Consider the following 17,836-nt stretch of genomic DNA (forward strand, 5'->3'; position numbering starts at 1 on the left):
GAATCACATGACAACCATAATACCATTTGGTCCTCAGCATCCCGTTTTACCTGAACCAGTGTCATTAAAACTTGAAATTGACAACGATGTTGTTGTTGGAGTACTTCCATCATTGGGCTACGTTCACAGAGGGCTTGAAACATTTATAAACACAAAGGACTTTAACCAAACCACTTATGTTTGTGAGAGGATATGCGGAATATGCAGTGCTCTCCATGGTATAACTTATACACGGGCAGTCGAAAAATTATTTGACACTGAAATCCCTGAAAGAGCACAGTATATAAGAGTAATAGTTGGTGAACTGAATAGACTTCACAGTCACCTCCTCTGGCTTGGCCTGTTTGCCGATGGTTTTGGGTTTGAAAGCCTCTTTTACGAATGCTGGAAGTACAGAGAAGAAGTACTGGATGTAGCGGAAAGAATCTGCGGAAACAGAGTCATACATTCAATATCCAAAGTCGGAGGAGTTACCAAAGATCTGACTAAAGAACATATTGATATGCTTTTGAAAATGTGTGATTCGCTGGAACCTGAAATCAAAAATGTTGAAAAAGTTTTCGTAAACAATTACACAGTTAAGCAAAGACTTGTGGGATTAGCCACAATGTCAAAGCAAGTCGCATACGAAGCTGGAACAGCTGGCCCTACACTTAGAGGAAGTGGGAACGCTATCGACGTGCGGGAGACAGCAGACTGGGATATTTATAAGGATCTCGGTTTTAAAACGGCTGTTGAAAAGGATGGAGATTGTTACGCCAGAACTAAAGTAAGAATCACTGAGCTATTAAATTCTCTGACTATTATAAGAAATGCAATCTCCAAGATGCCTGATGGTGAGATTGAAACACGTATTAAAGGCTTCCCTACTGGAGAAGCGATTATGAGAACAGAGCAGCCCAGAGGTGAAGTTGTATACTATGTGAAAGGTAATGGTACCAAAAAACTGGAAAGACTTAAAGTAAGGACACCTACCTTTGCAAACATACCTTCACTGTTACTTATGTTACCGGGCGTCAAACTCGCTGATGTGCCTATAGTTGTACTTACTATAGATCCCTGCGTTAGCTGCACTGAAAGATGAAGAAGAGGGTGATATGATGGGTATGTTAAACCTTGTACTAACAAATATTTCTCGTAAACCTGCTACCAGACTTTACCCCTTCGAGATAAGGGAACCTTTTAAGGAGTTCAAAGGAAGAATTGTTTTTAACCCTGAAAACTGTATTCTCTGCGGGCTATGTCAAAAGAAATGTCCACCTGACGCAATAACAGTTACTAAGGCCAATAAAACATGGGAACTCAATGTATTTAGATGCATTATGTGCACTGAATGCGTTAAGGGCTGCCCAAAAGGTTGCCTATCAGTCTCCAACGAAAGAGCAAAGACTGGTGCTAAGGAATTTATTAAGATAGCAGTTCCAATAGTAGACAAGCCAAAAGCTCCAAAAGCAGCACCTTCAAAATAAGAATTAATTTTTAAATTAATTCCTTTTTGATACTGCTTTTTAATTTTTTAAATTTTTACTTGAAAAACAATACTGAATGTTCTCCGGTCGAAATTTGGCAGTTAAGGAAATCCCTTAGTGGATTTCCCAAAAGCCATTCAGGCAGAAAAGCATTTTTCTCTTGACTTCTGTATTCTCTTGACTTCTGTATTCTCTTGACTTCTGTATTCTCTTGACTTCTATTTTAAATGAGGAAAAATAACTAACGGATGAGACAAACTACGGTAAGTGTGAATACATTCGGTCAAATGAGAATTTAAAAAAATATGCTCCGTGTTTTACTTCTTAAGAAAAATCCAGAAAATATATTATAAAGCCAGAGAATTTAGTTAAGCATTCCAGAGAATTTAGTTAAACTTTTATTCTTTCCTCTTACATGTTAATAATGAAAAAAAGGCAAAAATGAACCGGAGATGAGCTGGCTGACGAGTAAAATTCCTTTTTCCAATACAGGGCCGGAAACTAATTTTGATAAACAATGGGCTTTTGAGATTGCTTACTTTACTCAGCATATAGGGACTGATCTCAGGAACCTTGGGGATCTTCTGAATTCAAGGGATTATGTTGAGTCACGTTTCCTGGTCTCAGAAATGAAGCAGAGAGCAGAGTATGAAAAAACTGTTCAGCCCGATTTCAGGACTTCGGAAGGCCTTCTAAAAGCCCGCAAGTTGTTCAACAGCTTTCTGGACGAGTGTGTTAATTTTGCCGAGCTTCTGAGGATCACAACAATACAAGAAGAAACCGGGTGTGAAGAAGTACTGGATAAGCCCGAACAGATCAGGAACTCGATCGAGCGGATGAGCCTTCTTAAAGAAATGTTAACTGATGAGCTTTGTTTTCACGGCTGGTATTACTGAACAAGCGGTATCTGAACATTTTCCCAGTCTTGTAATCAATACATAAGCTGTATTAATCACTGCTATACCAATCACTGCTTAGATCTGTGTATTAATCACTACTTTCACCAATCACTGCTTAGATCTGTGTATTAATCACTACTTCCACCAATAACTGCTTATACCTGTGTATTAATCACTAATTAGACCTGTATGTAATTGTCTACCTATAAACGGTTTTCCCAAAAATCGATAGCATCTGGCTCAGGGGGCTTTTCGGGAGGATAGAAAGCTTTATTATTAAAAACCTCATTAGGAGGGTTGCAAAGGGTTATATACAGGAATGGGTAACAGGGTAGCTATTCAAGTTAAAGGTTATCTAACCTAATATTATTCAATTAATAATTCCGTCTGCCTGTATCACAGGGAATAACTCAAAAAAGCGTCCGGAACTTATCCAAGAAAATCGAATTTTTGCTGTATAAGTTTTATGTATCTCGGTTGTGAATTTCCCTGGTCCTTAGGCATCTTCTCGCATTCCCGGGGAATATTAACCATTTATACAGCGTGTTTACCTGTTTTTAGCTGGTATCATGTACTGGTTTCAATAAATGGCCTCTTCCGCAAAGGATACTGACGGGTATGCGGCAGAGTATGTAAGCAGCAGACCTGCAAATTGAGCGATCTGTAAAAAAATGTTAATATTAGAGTGAGTACATGGAAAAATTAGCAAAATTTAAGGCATTGGGGCTTTCAGACAGTATGTTAAAAGCCCTTAAAAAGAAAGGGTTTGAAGAACCAACCCCAATTCAGGAAAAAGTCATCCCGCTTTTTATGAAAGGAGAATGTGATATTATAGGGCAGGCTCAGACCGGAACCGGGAAAACAACGGCTTTCGGAGCCCCCATTATAGAAAAAATTCCGGAGAAATCAGGAAAGGTACAGGCGATAGTCCTGACCCCGACTCGAGAATTAGCAATCCAGGTCTCAGAAGAACTTAACTCTCTGAAAGGAGACAAAAAGCTACATATTGTCCCGATTTATGGGGGACAGTCCATGACCCAGCAACTCAGAATGCTGAAAAGCGGAGTTGATATTGTCGTGGGAACTCCAGGAAGAGTCATCGATCACCTTGAGCGAAAGAGTTTGAACCTTAAGGACATCGCGTATTTCGTACTGGACGAAGCTGATGAAATGCTCAATATGGGCTTTATTGATGATATTAAGGAAATATTAAAGGCAACCGGGCCTGATAAGAGAATGCTTTTCTTTTCAGCTACAATGCCAAAGCCTATCCTTGGCATCATCAAGAAACACATGAAGAACTATGAACATGTTGCAATTAAGAAAGAAGATCTTGATGTAAACCTAACTGAGCAGATTTATTTTGAAGTCAAGGAAAGCGACAAATTTGAAGCCCTGTGCAGGATTATCGATATTGAAGACGAATTCTACGGGCTTGTGTTCTGCAGAACAAAAACCGATACCGCGCAACTTGCCCAGAAGCTTGGAGACAGGGGATATGCAGCCGATGCACTGCACGGCGATCTTTCCCAGCGTGAAAGGGAAAAGATACTGAACAGGTTCAGAAAACAAAAGATAAATATCCTCGTAGCAACCGACGTTGCAGCTCGAGGTATCGATATCATGGACCTGACCCATGTAATTAACTATTCCCTTCCGCAAGACCCTGAGTCCTACGTACACAGGATCGGAAGAACCGGCCGGGCAGGAAAGCAGGGAACTGCAATTACTTTCGTTACATCCACGGAATACAGGCGGCTCACTTACATAAAAAAGACCTCAAAGTCCGAAATGAAAAGAGGCAGAATTCCCGAGATAAAAGATGTAATAAAAGCCAAAAGGGCAAGAGTAAAAACCGAACTTGAAGAGACTATAAAAACTGAAGACTACGGCGACTGCCTTGAGATGAGTGAAAAACTCCTTGAAGAATACCCGGCCGAGAAAATCCTGGCTGCCCTCCTGAAGTATTCTTTCAAAGAGATGTTCGACGAAAGCATGTACACAGAGATCTCTGGAAGTTCATATGTCGACCGGAAAGGCAAAACCAGGCTTTTCATCGCAATGGGAAAAGCTGACGGCATGACCCCTGAGAAGCTGTGCGAGTTTATACAGGAAGAAACCGGAGAACACGACCTGAAAGTCAGAGATGCAGAAATTTTCCCGCACTTCTCCTTCGTAACCGTACCTTTTGCTCAGGCTTCAGCCCTGCTTGAAATTTTCAAAGACAAAAAGAGAGGGCGAAAGCCCTTTATAGAGCTTGCCCAGAAATCAAAGAAAAGAAGCTCAAAGAGTTCGGATGACTATCGCGGTGGCACTCGCAATGGATCTCGGAATTATTCGCGAAATGATTCCTGGAATGGCTCTCGCAATACGAACAGCAAAAGTTATACAAGAGATACACGAACTGCGAAGAAAAAATATTCTTCGTACTAATTCCATTTCTTTTTAAGGAATTCAGGGGCTACAAAGCTTCAGTAATTTAGATAAATTCTGAAAGATTCTGAAAGCATTAATTTTACCCCCCTAATCCTTTATTCAAACCTCGGGTTTTTTACTCAGACCTTTAGTTTATTTTTCGGATTTACGTTGAAATCAAAATCAATAGACTAAATATTGATAGACTGAATAACTACTGATATTCTTAGGTAGAATTCTTATTTTCCCAAAAAGGTCTTTATTCCTATTAGAATAACAAATATACCAAAAGCCTTTCTTAGCACATCCATTGGGAGCGTATTTGCGAATTGTGCTCCGAATTTAGCACCAATAACCATAGCAATACAAATGATTATACCCGCATATAAATCGGTGTTTCCCCTTTTATAGTATTCAAGAAAAGCAAGTATGCCAACAGGTGGAAGCAGTGCGACTAGAGAAGTTCCCTGGGCTTTTATTTGAGAAAATCCCTGTAAAACAACTAGTGCAGGAATAATTATAACCCCACCACCAATCCCAAAGAGTCCACTTAAAATACCTGCTACAGCACCAATCAGTAAATAAATTATTAAATCTTCCATAAACAGTTACCATCCAAAGATATTTATAAAGACCGTTTTTTAGATTCCTTTTTCGTCACAAAAACAGATGTAGAATCAGTATTAATATCATTTCATTAATAAAAAAATTTTCTTGTTGTCAGAAAGATAGAGTTCATAAGCTAATTGGTGTAATTTTAATCCTGTAGTAGAAAAATAAGAAAGAATAAGGATAGAATAAAAACTCGAAAAACGATTATTTGATGCAATAAAAACCAGCCTGCATATAAGAGTACCAGAATAATTCCACGGTTCTGAAGCCTGCTTCCCTTAAGAGTTCAAGGTGTTCTTCAACAGTTATTGGAAAATATTCTGTATCAAAACGCTTCAGATGCTCCTTTATTTCTTCATCAGTTCTGCCATGGGCTAACTGAAAATTGCGCCAGTACCTTTTCCCTGCAAGAATTCCTTCTTCTGTTAGCGGTCTGATATTTTCAAATGTAATATAAACTCCGCCTTCTTTTAGAAGATTATAACACATACCAGTGGCCTTGACCCTTTCTTCACGGCTAAGATAGTGATGGCACTGTATCGCAGTTATAATGTCCGGTTTTTCCTCCAAATCCTGAGAGAATTCCTGAGTAGAAGAAGCTTTCAGGAGTTCCAGCCGGTCAGCAGGGCAGGATGATAGTTTTTTCCTTGCCTGATTCAGCATACCTTCTGAGGGATCAAGTAAAAGAAACTTTGTAGTCGGAAATTCCTCAATTGCTTTATTAACCAGAGATCCTGTTCCGCATCCGGTATCTAGCCAAATTTTTGGGATTGATGGCATGGACTTGATGAAATTGATAGTTTCCTGATGAAAGCAGGAGTAGTAAGGGAGTACTCCCGAAATTCGAGAATCAAAGTCCTCAGGAAGATGAGGAGTGGCATTTTGGGCAGGTTTTGCAGAAGTCATAGGAGTCATGTTACTGGGGTCCTATTTAATTGTTATCGAGCTGAAAAGTTATTACCTTTTCTTGGAAATGAGGGTAATTAATTGTTTTCATAAAAAATCACTAATTTTTCATCCAAACCTCATTAAAGAATAAAAAGTAGAAATAAAGCCTAAAAAATAGAAATAAAGCCTAAAAAATAGAAATAAGCCTAAAAAGTAGAAATAAAGCCTAAAAAATAGAAATAAGCCTAAAAAGTAGAAATAAAGCCTAAAAAATAGAAATAAGCCTAAAAAGTAGAAATAAAGCCTAAAAAATAGAAATAAAGCCTAAAAAATAGAAATAAGCCTAAAAAGTAGAAATAAAGCCTAAAAAATAGAAATAAGCCTAAAAAGTAGAAATAAAGCCTAAAAAGTAGAAGATATCTCAAAGCAAATATTAAGCAACTTCTAACAAGATATACTGGAGCTTCTTTTTTATATTTTCAAGAGAGTTTATAATTTTAATCATTTCAAATTATTATGAAATAAGTAGATATTTATAATTTTAGATATTATTACTTTAAGACTATATTGTTTTATTAAATCAGTTATAATTTCTAATTGTTTTTCCTGAAAGTAAATAAGGGAAAGAAAGATTTGTCAAAAGACATTTCAAGAAAAAGAAAAAAGGAGTCATTCTCAATATGCATTACAGTCTTGGGATTGATGCTGGAGGTACTTATACCGATGCAGCGCTGGTAAGGGATTCGGATGGAGAGATTCTAGATTCAAATAAAGCGCTTACTACCTATCCCGACCCCTTTGAAGGCATTAAAAACGTAATTGATGGGCTCAATCCTGAATATTTAGAAAACGTAAAGCTGGTTTCGGTCTCAACGACCCTTTCCACCAATACCATCCTTGAAGGCACAGGTTTTCCTGTAGCCCTTATCCTTATAGGTGACCATCCGGTTGATAAAGAGTTACCGGCCGAACATGTGCTTTTTGCTGCCGGTGGGCATAACCATAATGGAGAAGAGGTTGCGGCCCTTGATCTTAAGGCTATAGAAGAATTTGCTTTGCAGGTCAAAGATAAGGTTTCAGCTTTTGCGATCTCTTCTTACTTCAGCACAAGAAATCCTGAACACGAAATAAGGGCCAGAGACCGTGTTCTTGAACTTACGGGTCTGCCTGCGGTTTGCGGACATGAACTTTCCCAGGAACTGGGAGCTTACGAAAGGGCTGTGACGGCTTTTCTCAATGCTCAGCTCATCCCTATCACAAGACAGTTCGTGAAGTCCGTTATTTCAGAGATCACGAAACGCGGGATTAACGCACGGCTCCTTATGCTTAAATGCGATGGCTCGGTAGTGGGGATAAGAGATGCCCTGAAAAAACCCATTGAAACTATCTTTTCAGGCCCTGCAGCAAGCCTTGTAGGAGCATCACATCTTTCAGGGCTCAAGACCTGTGAGGTTGTGGACGTAGGAGGCACGAGCACGGACATCTCCTCAATCTGTATGGGTGTTCCCGACCTTAGCGATGAAGGAGCCATAGTAGGAGGCTGGAAGACCCGCGTCCGGGCAATCAGGATGGAGACAACAGCTACAGGAGGAGATAGCCATATCTGGACTGTTAACAAGGAACTCTTCCTTGGGCCCAGGCGAGTCATCCCACTTGCAGTAGCTGCAGTAAAATACCCGAGCTTTTTGAATAACCTCAAAAGAACGCCCGTGCCTTTCAGAGAAGATCTGGGAGAGAACATCCAGCCCACAAAATTTTTTGTAAGATCCGGTTATCAGGCAGGAGAATTAAGCAGGACTGAAGCTGAGGTAATGAAGGTCATCGGGGAAGAACCAGTTTCGGTACCTGAAATCAATGTCCTTCTCCGAAAAGACGTCTATCCTCAGACGTTAGATTCCCTTATCAGAAAACGCCTCGTACAGGCAATCGGTTTCACTCCTACTGACGCTCTGCATGTACTTGGGGAATACACTGAATGGGATGTCGAAGCTTCACAAATAGGTGCAGAAAAGCTTGCGAGACTCATGCATATGACCCCAGGAGAGTTCTGTACTGCCGTAAAAAAGCGGGTTGCAAGGAGCATGGCACTTCATCTGCTTTCTTATATCTTGTCAGACGTTCCATATGAATCCATAGAGAAGATCCTGGACGGAAACTATCCTGCTAAATTCAAGCTGGACGTTCCGGTTGTACTGCTTGGGGGACCTGTCCGGGCATATAGGGAAGAGCTAAAGGAACTCATTGATGCAGAAATCATCGTTCCTCAACACGCTGAGGTAGGAAACGCAGTCGGAGCTCTTGTGGGAAAAGGCATCAAAAGAGTTGAAATTCTGATACGGCCAGCAAGCCTCATGTCCCCAGATAAGAATTTCCTGGTCTTTGCCCCGGGAAGCAGGATGAAATTTGATACTTATTCGGAAGCCCTTGATACTGCAACCAAACTTGGGAAAAAGCTTGCTATGGATTACATGCGAGACTGCGGCCTTAGCGAAAACCAGGTTGAAATTTCAGTTGAGAAAAAGACAATCTCACCTGATGGCTGGACCCATCCACCTATGGAAACTAATTTACTGGTAATGGGACTAGGAATACGTGGGTTACATATTAAGGAATAAAACGGAGGAATCTAAAGGGGAAAACAAAGAACAAAATTATAAGAATAAAGAGAAAAAAGCCAAAAATAGAGTGAATGAAGCGAGAAGGGGAAAATATGAGAATTCTGCTGATTGCCGACATCCATGCAAATTATGAAGCTTTAGAGACTGTTCTGGAAATTCCTTATGACAGAGCCATCTGTCTAGGAGATATTGTTGACTATGGACCGGATCCGGACAAATGTATTGATCTTCTGCGCATGAAAGGAATTCCCGTAATAAGAGGAAACCATGATAATGCGGTTGCTTTTAAGGTAGACTGCCAGTGTGGGTACAAATATAAGCACCTCTCAATCGCGACCAGGGAATACACCTGGAAAATCCTTGATCAATCCGGAATAGAATACCTTCAGAAACTCCCCCTCCTGATTAGAGAAAAACTCGACGGAAGAAGACTTTATCTGACCCATGCAAGCCCTCGCTCTATGTTCGAATACATAAAACCAGAAACCACGGACGAAGAGATCCAGAATATGATTAACGAAGCAATGGAGCCCATGGAAGCAGAATTTCTTATTATCGGGCACTCTCATATCCCCATGAACAGGAAACTCGGAAACCTGACAATAATAAACCCGGGTTCAGTCGGACAGCCAAGGGACGGAGATCCTCGGGCAAGCTGCGCCGTTTTTGACACCGAAAACGGAATAGTAGAGCACATGCGCCTCGATTACGATATCGATTTGGTCTGCTCAAAAATTAGGGAACGAATGCCTCATACAGAGGAATTGATAGCTATTCTCAGGCGTGGATACTGATATTGAACAAGGAATTTAAAGTAATGCTGGGAAGTTGAACTCAGGCTTCTTTTATAGCTCTGACAATTTTTTCCACATATTCGGACTTCACATCCGAAGGTCTTGTTTTCTCGACCCCGAGTTCCGTAACCATCAGATAGACATCAGCTTTCATTCCGGCTTCATCGAGTTTTTTTGTGGCACAGCGGTCTGAGCAGCCGTCCAGGGCAAGAATCTTAAAGCCATCTGATACTGCGTCTTCAACCGCATCAACTCCTTTGTGAGCAGCTGCAGCCCTGTAAAGGTCAGGCCTTCTGAAAGCAAGAGCTGACGCTGCCTGCATTGTAAGTTTTCCGGTGTTAGAAAGACCAGAGCAGGCAAAAATGAGGATACTTTTCCTTTTTCCGGAAGTCTTTTTTGTTTCATCTGCCTTGCCGGATAAAGAGTTTATAGATTCCGTTCCTGCTGATTCCATGGATATTACAACCTTTAATGAGAAAGCTAAACATTAGTGAGAAATAAAATTGTTATGAATAATACAACCTTTAATGGGAAATGTTTCATAACCTTTAATGAGAAATTGTTTCAAAAATGATTGAAATAGTAACGGTGAGAAAGGTAATATAACTTCCGATATTACTGCCAGTTAATCAGGCTCGGTTTGCCTGCCCAAAAAACGTCAAAAAACCAAAAAAACCAAAAAAAACCAAAAAAATACCAATAAAACATAGCACGCTAAAAAAATAAGGTAATAGTAAAATTAGTCCAGCTCAAGCTGGACTATCTCAACGTTAAGGTTTGCGATTTCAAGAATGGCAACTGTTGGCTTTCCTGAAAGCACGCCCGAGACTTCCCCTGGATTTATCACAGGAACCCCTTCAATGATTTTGACACCCGGATCATGAGTATGGCCCCGAACTACCACATCAAATTCCCCTGATCTGGCAAGCGCTTTGACTAGGACTTCATTTGCCCCGTGCAGAAGGGCAATATGCAGTCCGTCAATTGTCAGATCTCCAAAGTTCCCACAGGGAATAGCTCCGATTTCTTCAAACCGCTTCGTAAGTGTCACTTTATCTCCATCATTGTTTCCAAATACAAAGTAAAGTTTTGGCTCCAAATCCTTAAAGGCTCTCGCGGTAAACGGAGAAATGAGATCTCCAGCATGCAGCACGGCTTTTACCTTTTTTTCATTAAAAAACTCTACTGATTTCCGGATAGCATTCATGTTATCGTGTGAGTCCGAAATAATTCCAATCAAGCATTCCCACCTCTTCGACTAGCTTTCCCTATTCAATATATAGTGCTGTTTGCTAAAAAGAATTTGGTAAAACAGATTTTTTAGAGCCTTCTTCAAGAATTGAAATTTTAAAATTAAAGTTTATAATCAGACTTTTGTAATCGAAGTTTAGAGCGGAACTTAATAAGTTAAAACCTTGACAGGAACTGCTTTTACCCTGAAATCTGAATGCTTTCTCGCTTGAACCTGTAATGAATCTGGAGCAATCAAATCCACATGTTGCGACTTAACTTCTATCAAGAAGACAGCTACTTTTAAATAGGAGTTACTGGTATTATTGGGATAATCCCTGAAGAGTATTCAGAGAATACTGAAAGAATAAGCCTGGGTAATCCTGAGTCAACAAACCTGGATAATCTTGTAATCACAAATTCAAAAAATTCTCTATTGAGCTTAAATGATAAGTTTAGTTTCCTATTGAATTTAAAATACTCAGTTAAATTTTAGGTTAAGTTTTAATAATCAGTTAAATTGTCGGTTAAGTTTCAATAATCAATTAAATTGCCGGTTAAGTTTTAATAATCAGTTAAATTTTTGAATAAATTATAATAATCGATTAAATTTCAGGTTAAGTTTTAATAATCAATAAAATTACCGTTTAAGTTTCAATAACCAGTCAAATTACCAGTTAAGTTTCAATAATCGGTTAAATTGACAGTTAAGTTTCAATAATTGATAAAATTGCTGGTTAAGTTTAAAAAGTGAGTTTAATAAGAGAGTTAAAATCTTGAGTGAAAATAAAGTTAATTAGTGAGTGAAAATGAAAGCTATAACCCTCCTGAGCAGCGGGCTTGATTCAGTTGCGGCACTCGCAATCGCAGCGGAAGATTTAGACATTGAAATGGCTATTACCTTTGATTATGGGCAGAGAGCCAGAGAGAGAGAAATTGAGTACTCACGAAAGGTATGCGAATATTTCGGAATTGAGCACAGGGTTATAAAACTGGACTGGCTTTCGGAAATAACATCCACCTCTCTCGTTAACAGGGATGTTGAAGTCCCATCTTTATCGTTTGAAGACATTGACGAAGCGGCCCCTGCAGAAATCACAGACGCTTCAGCAAAAGCTGTCTGGGTACCTAATAGAAATGGGGTAATGCTCAATATCGCAGGAAGCTTTGCCGAAAGCAGGGAATGTGATTACCTTGTAGTGGGCTTTAACGGAGAAGAGGCGGGCACTTTCCCTGACAATTCCCTTGCTTATGTTAAGGCAATGGACAGAGCTTTTTCCTACTCCACTCAAAACGGAGTAAAGTTACTGGCTCCTCTAATTGAACTTGGGAAAACGGAAATAGTCAGAAGGGCTCTGGAAGTAAAAGCTCCTCTTGAGTACAGCTGGAGCTGCTATCACGGAGAAGAAATTCCCTGCGGAGAATGCGAGAGCTGTATGCGCAGGGCACGTGCGTTTAAAAATGCAGGTGTAAAAGATCCTCTTCTGGAAAGGTTTGGAATTTGAGCCGAAAGCAACCGCCTGGAATCCAGATGACAGAATCGGACAGGATACCGCCAGCAAAGTGTATTAAAGAAAGAGTTAAGAAGGAGCTTGCAGAAAAACTTGCAGAAAAACTTACAGAGAGACTTCTATGAAATGCATTGTTTTACCTGAGAAATATGATTATGACGGGAGCCAGATTTCCTCTCTCTGGGCCTACAACAGTTTTGGAGTTCAGGAAGATTCGGTTGTAGTTTTCAGAGGGGCCTGTGACGTAAAAATCGAGCATATGATCGACCTGGAAGACCGGCGGGCAAATGAATCTATCTGGTCCGAGGATATGGTAAGTTTCATTATCGAACATTTTGATTCTACGGACCTGAAACTTATCTATACACGGCAGCGTTTTTTCACAGCCCTTGTAAGAGAATACCTTGCAGATCTCGGGGTGCGGACAACAAGGGAAGGAGACGACCTTTTCCTTAATGGAAAGAAACTGACAGTTTCGATTGCCAGTACCTCGGCAGTGTCCCAGAAAATTCACTTCGGTATCAACGTCTCTCACGATGTATACGGAAATTTAAAAGAAGCAGGGATAGGAGAAGACAAACAGGTTGCAAGCTTCATGAAAGCAGTAGGAGAAGCCTATGTCCGCGAATTTGAAGATATCGAAAAGGACCTGAGAAAGTCCAGGCCTCTGGGGGCTATATAATGGCAGCTTTGGATTTTACTTCTGCTCCTATAAGGGAGGTCTTCTGTTCTGTGCAGGGAGAAGGTCCGTACGTTGGAACAAGGCAGGCTTTTGTTCGCTTTTCTGGCTGCAATCTCAATTGCAATTACTGTGATACGGATTTTTCAAACCCCGGAACCTGTAACTATGAGCAGGTGGAAGGGAGCGGAAGTTTTGAGAAAATTAAAAATCCTGTAAGTATCGGCCAGCTGGAATCTATGCTGCAGCCTTTCAAAAAGCTTCATTCAATCTCCCTTACAGGAGGAGAACCTCTCCTACATGCGGATTTTATAGAAAAGTTGAATCTTGGCTCGCCGCTTTACCTTGAGTCCAATATGACCTTGCCTGAGCAGGCCAGAAAGCTGACTGAAAAAGTTGCCTATGTGTCCGGAGATTTTAAACTTCCCGAATCACTCCGGGGTATTGGGTCTGAAGCCCGGGAAACCCATATGGAAAATACAGTAGAGTGCTTCAGGCTTCTGAGAAAAAACCAATCAAGAGATTGCTTTTGCAAGATTGTTGTAGATAGCAACACGGAATTAGAAACCGTAACTCCGGCTGTAGAAGCTATAGCTCCTTACGTATCCTGCGTGATACTCCAGCCTGAAACCCCTATTGGACGTGACGTGACAAATCCGCGACCGTCGCAATCTATACAGGCATCCGTCCAGAATATTATGGAACTGCAGAAAAGCCTGCTTGAAATTATAGATACACGGGTTATCCCCCAGACTCACAGGATGTGGGGTTGTTTATAACCAGAATTAAAAAGAACAAAGAACGCACTGAGATGTGAATAAACTCCAGATGTGAATGAGCTGATCCCAAAACTCAAAATTGCTTCTCTGAATCATGTATTTCGAATAATCAATCAAGTTTCTGATCATGAAAACAATCCTGAAAATTCTTGATGATTAAGGACTAAATGGCTTTTGGGATAGGCTCAATGAATTCTTGAAAAACGTTTATTGAAAAAACATTTATTGAAAAAACATTTGTTGAAAAAACATTTATTGAAAAAACATTTATTGAAAAAACATTTATTGAAAAAACATTTGTTGAAAAAACATTTATTGAAAAAACATTTATTGAAAAAACATTTATTGAAAAAACATTTATTGAAAACGGAGTGTACCAGATGACAAAAATGAGATTGGGAGTTATTGACTATATTGATAGTGCCCATTACCTTCCTGGGCATGGAAAATGCGGAAGAGTACACGGTCACACTTATAAAATTGAAGTCCTGGTAGAAGGTGAAGTCAGGGAAAATGGAATGGTTATCGACTTTTACGACCTGAAAAAGGGAATTAAGGAAACCCTTAAAGAATATGACCATACCCTGTTAAATGAAATCATCGAATTTCCAAGTTCCGAGCACCTCTGCCAGCACATTCACTCCCGACTCCTGAAGAGATTTGGCTTTCCCCTTCAGGTAAAGGTATGGGAAGGAGAAGGCAAATGGTGCGAAATGGATAATTTCTCGGAATGATCAGATCGGACGATGTTTATCCTGATAACATTTAATTAATAGTTCCATTTTACCCGGGATTTTTGAGAAAAAAATCTACAGAAGGTATATAAATTCGCTTAAAGCCCACCATACCATACTGAGCTTTTATATAATTAAAGGGATTTTATATCTAATTAAAATTTAAAACTGTAGGAACTCGGAGGAAACATCTAAAAATTCTCCAGATTCCAGATAAATTCACAATGTATATCAATGGGTTCATCATAAACTGGGTTAGATATTCTGAAATCCCCCTGCACTGAGGTCCTGCTGTACTTCTAAACTCTGAACGGAGGAGAACACATTTGCCAGAAGACAATCCTATAGATAACACAAACCGCCCTGAATTTGACGAAGGGCTCCTGAGAAAAATTGCCGAACATCCCTGCTACGACAAGAAAGCCCAGCATAAGTACGGGAGAATTCACCTGGCTGTGGCTCCTTCATGCAATATCCAGTGTAATTTCTGCGTCAGGGAATTTGACTGCGTAAACGAGAGCCGACCAGGGGTTACGAGTAAGGTTCTTACTCCACAGGAAGCCCTTGAGAAGACAAGGCAGATCATAGCAGATTATCCCTTTATCAAGGTTGTTGGGATTGCAGGCCCGGGTGACCCTCTGGCTAATAAAGAGACCTTTGAAACCTTTGAACTAATCAAAAAAGAGTTTCCTGAACTCACACTCTGCATGAGTACAAATGGACTCATGCTTCCCGAAAAGCTGGAGGATATTCTGCGCGTAGGAGTTTCTACATTAACGGTAACAATAAACGCGATCGACCCTGAAATTCAGGCAAAAATCGTGGACCATGTAGTTTATCATGGAAAGGTATATAAGGGAATCGAAGGCGCAAAAATCCAGATAAAGAACCAGCTTGAAGGCGTTAAAGCTGCTGTTGATGCGGGTATTGTTGTCAAGGTAAACACCGTACTTGTCCCGGGCATTAATGATAAACATGTGGTTGAGATTGCCAGAAAACTCAACGAACTCGGGGTCTACATTATGAATATCATGCCCCTTATTAGCCAGGGAGCTTTTGCAAACATTGAACCGCCTACCCCAGAAGAAAGAAAAGCTGCCCAACAGGCGTGTGAACCTTATGTATTGCAGATGCGCCACTGCAGGCAGTGTAGAGCTGATGCGTATGGACTTCTTTCTCAAGACATGTCGCAGATGAGCGAAGAACGCAGAAAGCTCATAAAAATCCAGACAAAAGAAGATATCGAAAAAGCAAGAGAAGTCTTTAAGGAAAACGATGAACGGAAAGCTTGAAAAAAGCAGGAATTCCAAGTTTAAGGATTACCTCTCCAGTAGCATGAGTAATTATTAGCTTGGGATTAAAAGAAGTTTTTAAGTAAGAATTCAAGTAAGAGTTCAAATAAGAGTTCTGGCTTAAAAACCTGAAAAAAGAATTCTGGATCAATACCTGAAAAGTCGGAGTTAAGATTACTCCGCTTCTCAGATTTATTTTAAAAACGTACCTAATTGCGTTTATAAACATTACTCGATCGTGATTGCATTGTTCGGGCAGGCATCTTCGCATGCACCGCAGTCAAGGCATTCACTTTCATCCACAACTGCAATATCATCGTCGTTGAGAGAAATTGCACCTGCTGGACATTCGTCTACACAAGTTCCACAGCCTGTACAGATATCGGCATTAACTTTTGCTACCATTTTTTTCACTCCTTTTTAAACAGTAGAGGATTTTTATATATCTAAACATATATTAAGTTGCCTTAATAAGATTAAATTACTTGATAAAAAGCTGTCGCTTCTTCTCTACGAAACAAAGAACAAAAAAGATAAAGGATAAAAGAATAGGTACCCGCGAAAATATCTCAGGATTCTTTCATAAGAGAAGTTTCGTAATATCTAAGCTCATCGATAGCGTACTAAATAATTGTACTAATATAGTAATGTATTACCGACATGTTCTCATATTTGTACTATTGATTACTCGTATTTACACTGCTTAAATACTCGTGTTTATACTATAGATTATTCGTATTTATACTACTGAAATACTCATTTATACACTGATTATTCGCAATTGTACTGTTAATATTTGTATCTATACTACTGAAATACTCGTATAAATTCAAAAACAAAAGGAAGCCTGACATTGAACCTGGAAGAGCTCGCAGAAGGGATAAAGAACTTCGAAGGGGTTACCCGAAAAAAACAGATTGAGGACATCGTTTCAGTTTTCGAAGCCGTTCGTCCTGAGTATCAGAACGCGATCGTTGATTTTGGAGACGATGCGGCAGTTATCGACATCGGAGGAGATGACGTTATCCTCTTTGCAGCAGATGGAATCTGGGGAAGGCTGCTGGATGCCAGTCCCTGGTGGGCAGGCTATGGAGCTGTAGTCGTCAATGTAAACGATATCGCAGCAATGGGAGGAAAGCCTCTTGCTATGGTAGATATTGCTTCTTCAAGTTCTGAAACAGCCTGTAAGGAACTCATGGAAGGCCTGGCTGAAGGGGTCCGAAAATTCGGGGTCCCGCTTGTAGGTGGTCATGTCCATCCTGATACTGATTATAACTCCATTTCCGTTGCTATTATTGGGATAGTGAAGAAAGATTGTGTAATCCGGAGCGACACTGCCCGTCCCGGAAACCTGGTTATTGCAGCTTACGATATGGACGGAAAAATAGGACCAAATTCCCCTTATAGCTGGGATACAACGTCTTTTAAAGAGCCAGCATTGCTCAGGAAGAGCTATCTTGTAACCCAGGAAATTGCAAAACGAAAACTTGCTACAGCAGGAAAAGACATAAGCAACCCCGGGATTATAGGAACACTTGGTATGCTCTGTGAAACAAGCAGAGTCGGTGCAGCCATAGACCTTGAAAAAGTCCCAAGGCCCGAAAACGTGGATTTTGAGCAGTGGCTAAAAGTGCACCCTGGAACAGGCTATGTGTTTACTGCAGATCCTGAAAAGGCCGAAGAATGCAGAAAAGTCTTTGAAGAGGCTGGGCTTACAGCCGCTATTATCGGAAAAATCGAGGCAGGATTAAAACTCGATATTTATGATAAAACAGGTAGAGTTACTGTATTTGATTTTTCAAGGGAAAGCATTACAGGTATTTGTTCCGAATAATAGGAACTTTCCTGGCCTTATATTTTAACATTTTATATATTTTAAAGTTTAATATTTTGAAGGTTAATATTTTGAAGGTTAC

Annotated in this window: 17 protein-coding genes; 12 read left to right on the forward strand and 5 right to left on the reverse strand. The window is 40.1% G+C overall.

What is annotated here, in order from left to right; translation table 11 throughout:
• Positions 1–7 precede the first annotated feature (7 nt).
• From MSBRM_RS14870 to MSBRM_RS14885, 4 genes are all read left to right on the forward strand, one after another.
• On the forward strand, positions 8–1,084 hold the full coding sequence (locus tag MSBRM_RS14870; RefSeq protein WP_048121500.1) for a hydrogenase large subunit: 1,077 nt from the start codon (positions 8–10) through the stop codon (positions 1,082–1,084).
• Between the two features lie 13 nt (positions 1,085–1,097).
• Positions 1,098–1,469 (forward strand): 4Fe-4S dicluster domain-containing protein, encoded by a 372-nt coding sequence (locus tag MSBRM_RS14875; RefSeq protein WP_048121502.1) that lies wholly within the window; start codon positions 1,098–1,100, stop codon positions 1,467–1,469.
• Positions 1,470–1,921: 452 nt separating this feature from the next.
• Positions 1,922–2,365, forward strand: a complete 444-nt coding sequence (locus MSBRM_RS14880) for a hypothetical protein (protein WP_048121504.1) — start codon at positions 1,922–1,924, stop codon at positions 2,363–2,365.
• Positions 2,366–3,061: 696 nt separating this feature from the next.
• A complete protein-coding gene (locus MSBRM_RS14885) occupies positions 3,062–4,801 on the forward strand; it encodes a DEAD/DEAH box helicase (RefSeq protein WP_048121506.1) in 1,740 nt (579 codons plus the stop codon).
• Between the two features lie 221 nt (positions 4,802–5,022).
• Here MSBRM_RS14885 and MSBRM_RS14890 read toward each other — a convergent pair whose 3' ends face one another.
• Together MSBRM_RS14890 and MSBRM_RS14895 are read right to left on the reverse strand one after the other, a co-directional pair.
• Positions 5,023–5,385, reverse strand: coding sequence for a sulfite exporter TauE/SafE family protein (locus tag MSBRM_RS14890; RefSeq protein ID WP_048121508.1), 363 nt, complete (start codon positions 5,383–5,385; stop codon positions 5,023–5,025).
• 214 nt (positions 5,386–5,599) lie between these two features.
• On the reverse strand, positions 5,600–6,310 hold the full coding sequence (locus tag MSBRM_RS14895) for a class I SAM-dependent methyltransferase (protein WP_230668910.1): 711 nt from the start codon (positions 6,308–6,310) through the stop codon (positions 5,600–5,602).
• Positions 6,311–6,963: 653 nt separating this feature from the next.
• Here MSBRM_RS14895 and MSBRM_RS14900 point away from each other — a divergent pair.
• Positions 6,964–8,898 (forward strand): hydantoinase/oxoprolinase family protein, encoded by a 1,935-nt coding sequence (locus MSBRM_RS14900; RefSeq protein WP_048121510.1) that lies wholly within the window; start codon positions 6,964–6,966, stop codon positions 8,896–8,898.
• Between the two features lie 95 nt (positions 8,899–8,993).
• The gene (locus MSBRM_RS14905; protein ID WP_048121511.1) at positions 8,994–9,695 is read left to right on the forward strand and encodes a metallophosphoesterase family protein; all 702 of its coding nucleotides are present in this window, start codon (positions 8,994–8,996) and stop codon (positions 9,693–9,695) included.
• Between the two features lie 40 nt (positions 9,696–9,735).
• On the opposite strand, the gene MSBRM_RS14910 is transcribed toward MSBRM_RS14905, so the two are convergent.
• Both MSBRM_RS14910 and MSBRM_RS14915 read right to left on the reverse strand, forming a co-directional pair.
• Positions 9,736–10,149, reverse strand: coding sequence for a putative zinc-binding protein (locus MSBRM_RS14910; protein ID WP_048121514.1), 414 nt, complete (start codon positions 10,147–10,149; stop codon positions 9,736–9,738).
• Between the two features lie 285 nt (positions 10,150–10,434).
• Positions 10,435–10,935: a metallophosphoesterase gene (locus tag MSBRM_RS14915; protein ID WP_048121516.1), complete on the reverse strand. Its 501-nt coding sequence runs from the start codon at positions 10,933–10,935 to the stop codon at positions 10,435–10,437.
• A gap of 799 nt (positions 10,936–11,734) precedes the next feature.
• On the opposite strand from MSBRM_RS14915, the gene queC reads away from it, so the two are divergent.
• The 5 genes from queC (at position 11,735) to nifB (ending at position 15,920) form a co-directional block, all read left to right on the forward strand.
• The gene (gene queC / locus MSBRM_RS14920; RefSeq protein WP_048121517.1) at positions 11,735–12,430 is read left to right on the forward strand and encodes a 7-cyano-7-deazaguanine synthase QueC; all 696 of its coding nucleotides are present in this window, start codon (positions 11,735–11,737) and stop codon (positions 12,428–12,430) included.
• 127 nt (positions 12,431–12,557) lie between these two features.
• Positions 12,558–13,118 carry a DUF366 family protein gene (locus MSBRM_RS14925; RefSeq protein WP_048121519.1) on the forward strand — a complete coding sequence of 187 codons (561 nt, stop codon included), beginning with the start codon at positions 12,558–12,560 and terminating at the stop codon, positions 13,116–13,118.
• The gene (locus MSBRM_RS14930; protein ID WP_048121521.1) at positions 13,118–13,894 is read left to right on the forward strand and encodes a 7-carboxy-7-deazaguanine synthase QueE; all 777 of its coding nucleotides are present in this window, start codon (positions 13,118–13,120) and stop codon (positions 13,892–13,894) included. The genes MSBRM_RS14925 and MSBRM_RS14930 overlap by 1 nt, the downstream gene beginning before the upstream one ends.
• Positions 13,895–14,274: 380 nt before the next feature.
• Positions 14,275–14,628: a 6-carboxytetrahydropterin synthase QueD gene (gene queD / locus MSBRM_RS14935; RefSeq protein ID WP_048121523.1), complete on the forward strand. Its 354-nt coding sequence runs from the start codon at positions 14,275–14,277 to the stop codon at positions 14,626–14,628.
• A 326-nt stretch (positions 14,629–14,954) separates the two neighbouring features.
• Positions 14,955–15,920: a nitrogenase cofactor biosynthesis protein NifB gene (gene nifB / locus MSBRM_RS14940; protein WP_048121525.1), complete on the forward strand. Its 966-nt coding sequence runs from the start codon at positions 14,955–14,957 to the stop codon at positions 15,918–15,920.
• 228 nt (positions 15,921–16,148) lie between these two features.
• On the opposite strand, the gene MSBRM_RS14945 is transcribed toward nifB, so the two are convergent.
• Complete coding sequence (locus MSBRM_RS14945) at positions 16,149–16,325, reverse strand: 4Fe-4S binding protein (protein ID WP_048121528.1); 177 nt, start codon at positions 16,323–16,325, stop codon at positions 16,149–16,151.
• A gap of 448 nt (positions 16,326–16,773) precedes the next feature.
• Between MSBRM_RS14945 and MSBRM_RS14950 the strand changes: the two genes are divergently transcribed.
• Entirely contained in the window at positions 16,774–17,754 is a 981-nt protein-coding gene (locus tag MSBRM_RS14950; protein WP_048121530.1) for a methanogenesis marker 2 protein, read from the forward strand.
• The last annotated feature ends 82 nt before the right edge of the window (positions 17,755–17,836 follow it).

It is taken from the genome of Methanosarcina barkeri MS, from assembly GCF_000970025.1.
In the GTDB taxonomy this organism is placed as follows: domain Archaea; phylum Halobacteriota; class Methanosarcinia; order Methanosarcinales; family Methanosarcinaceae; genus Methanosarcina; species Methanosarcina barkeri.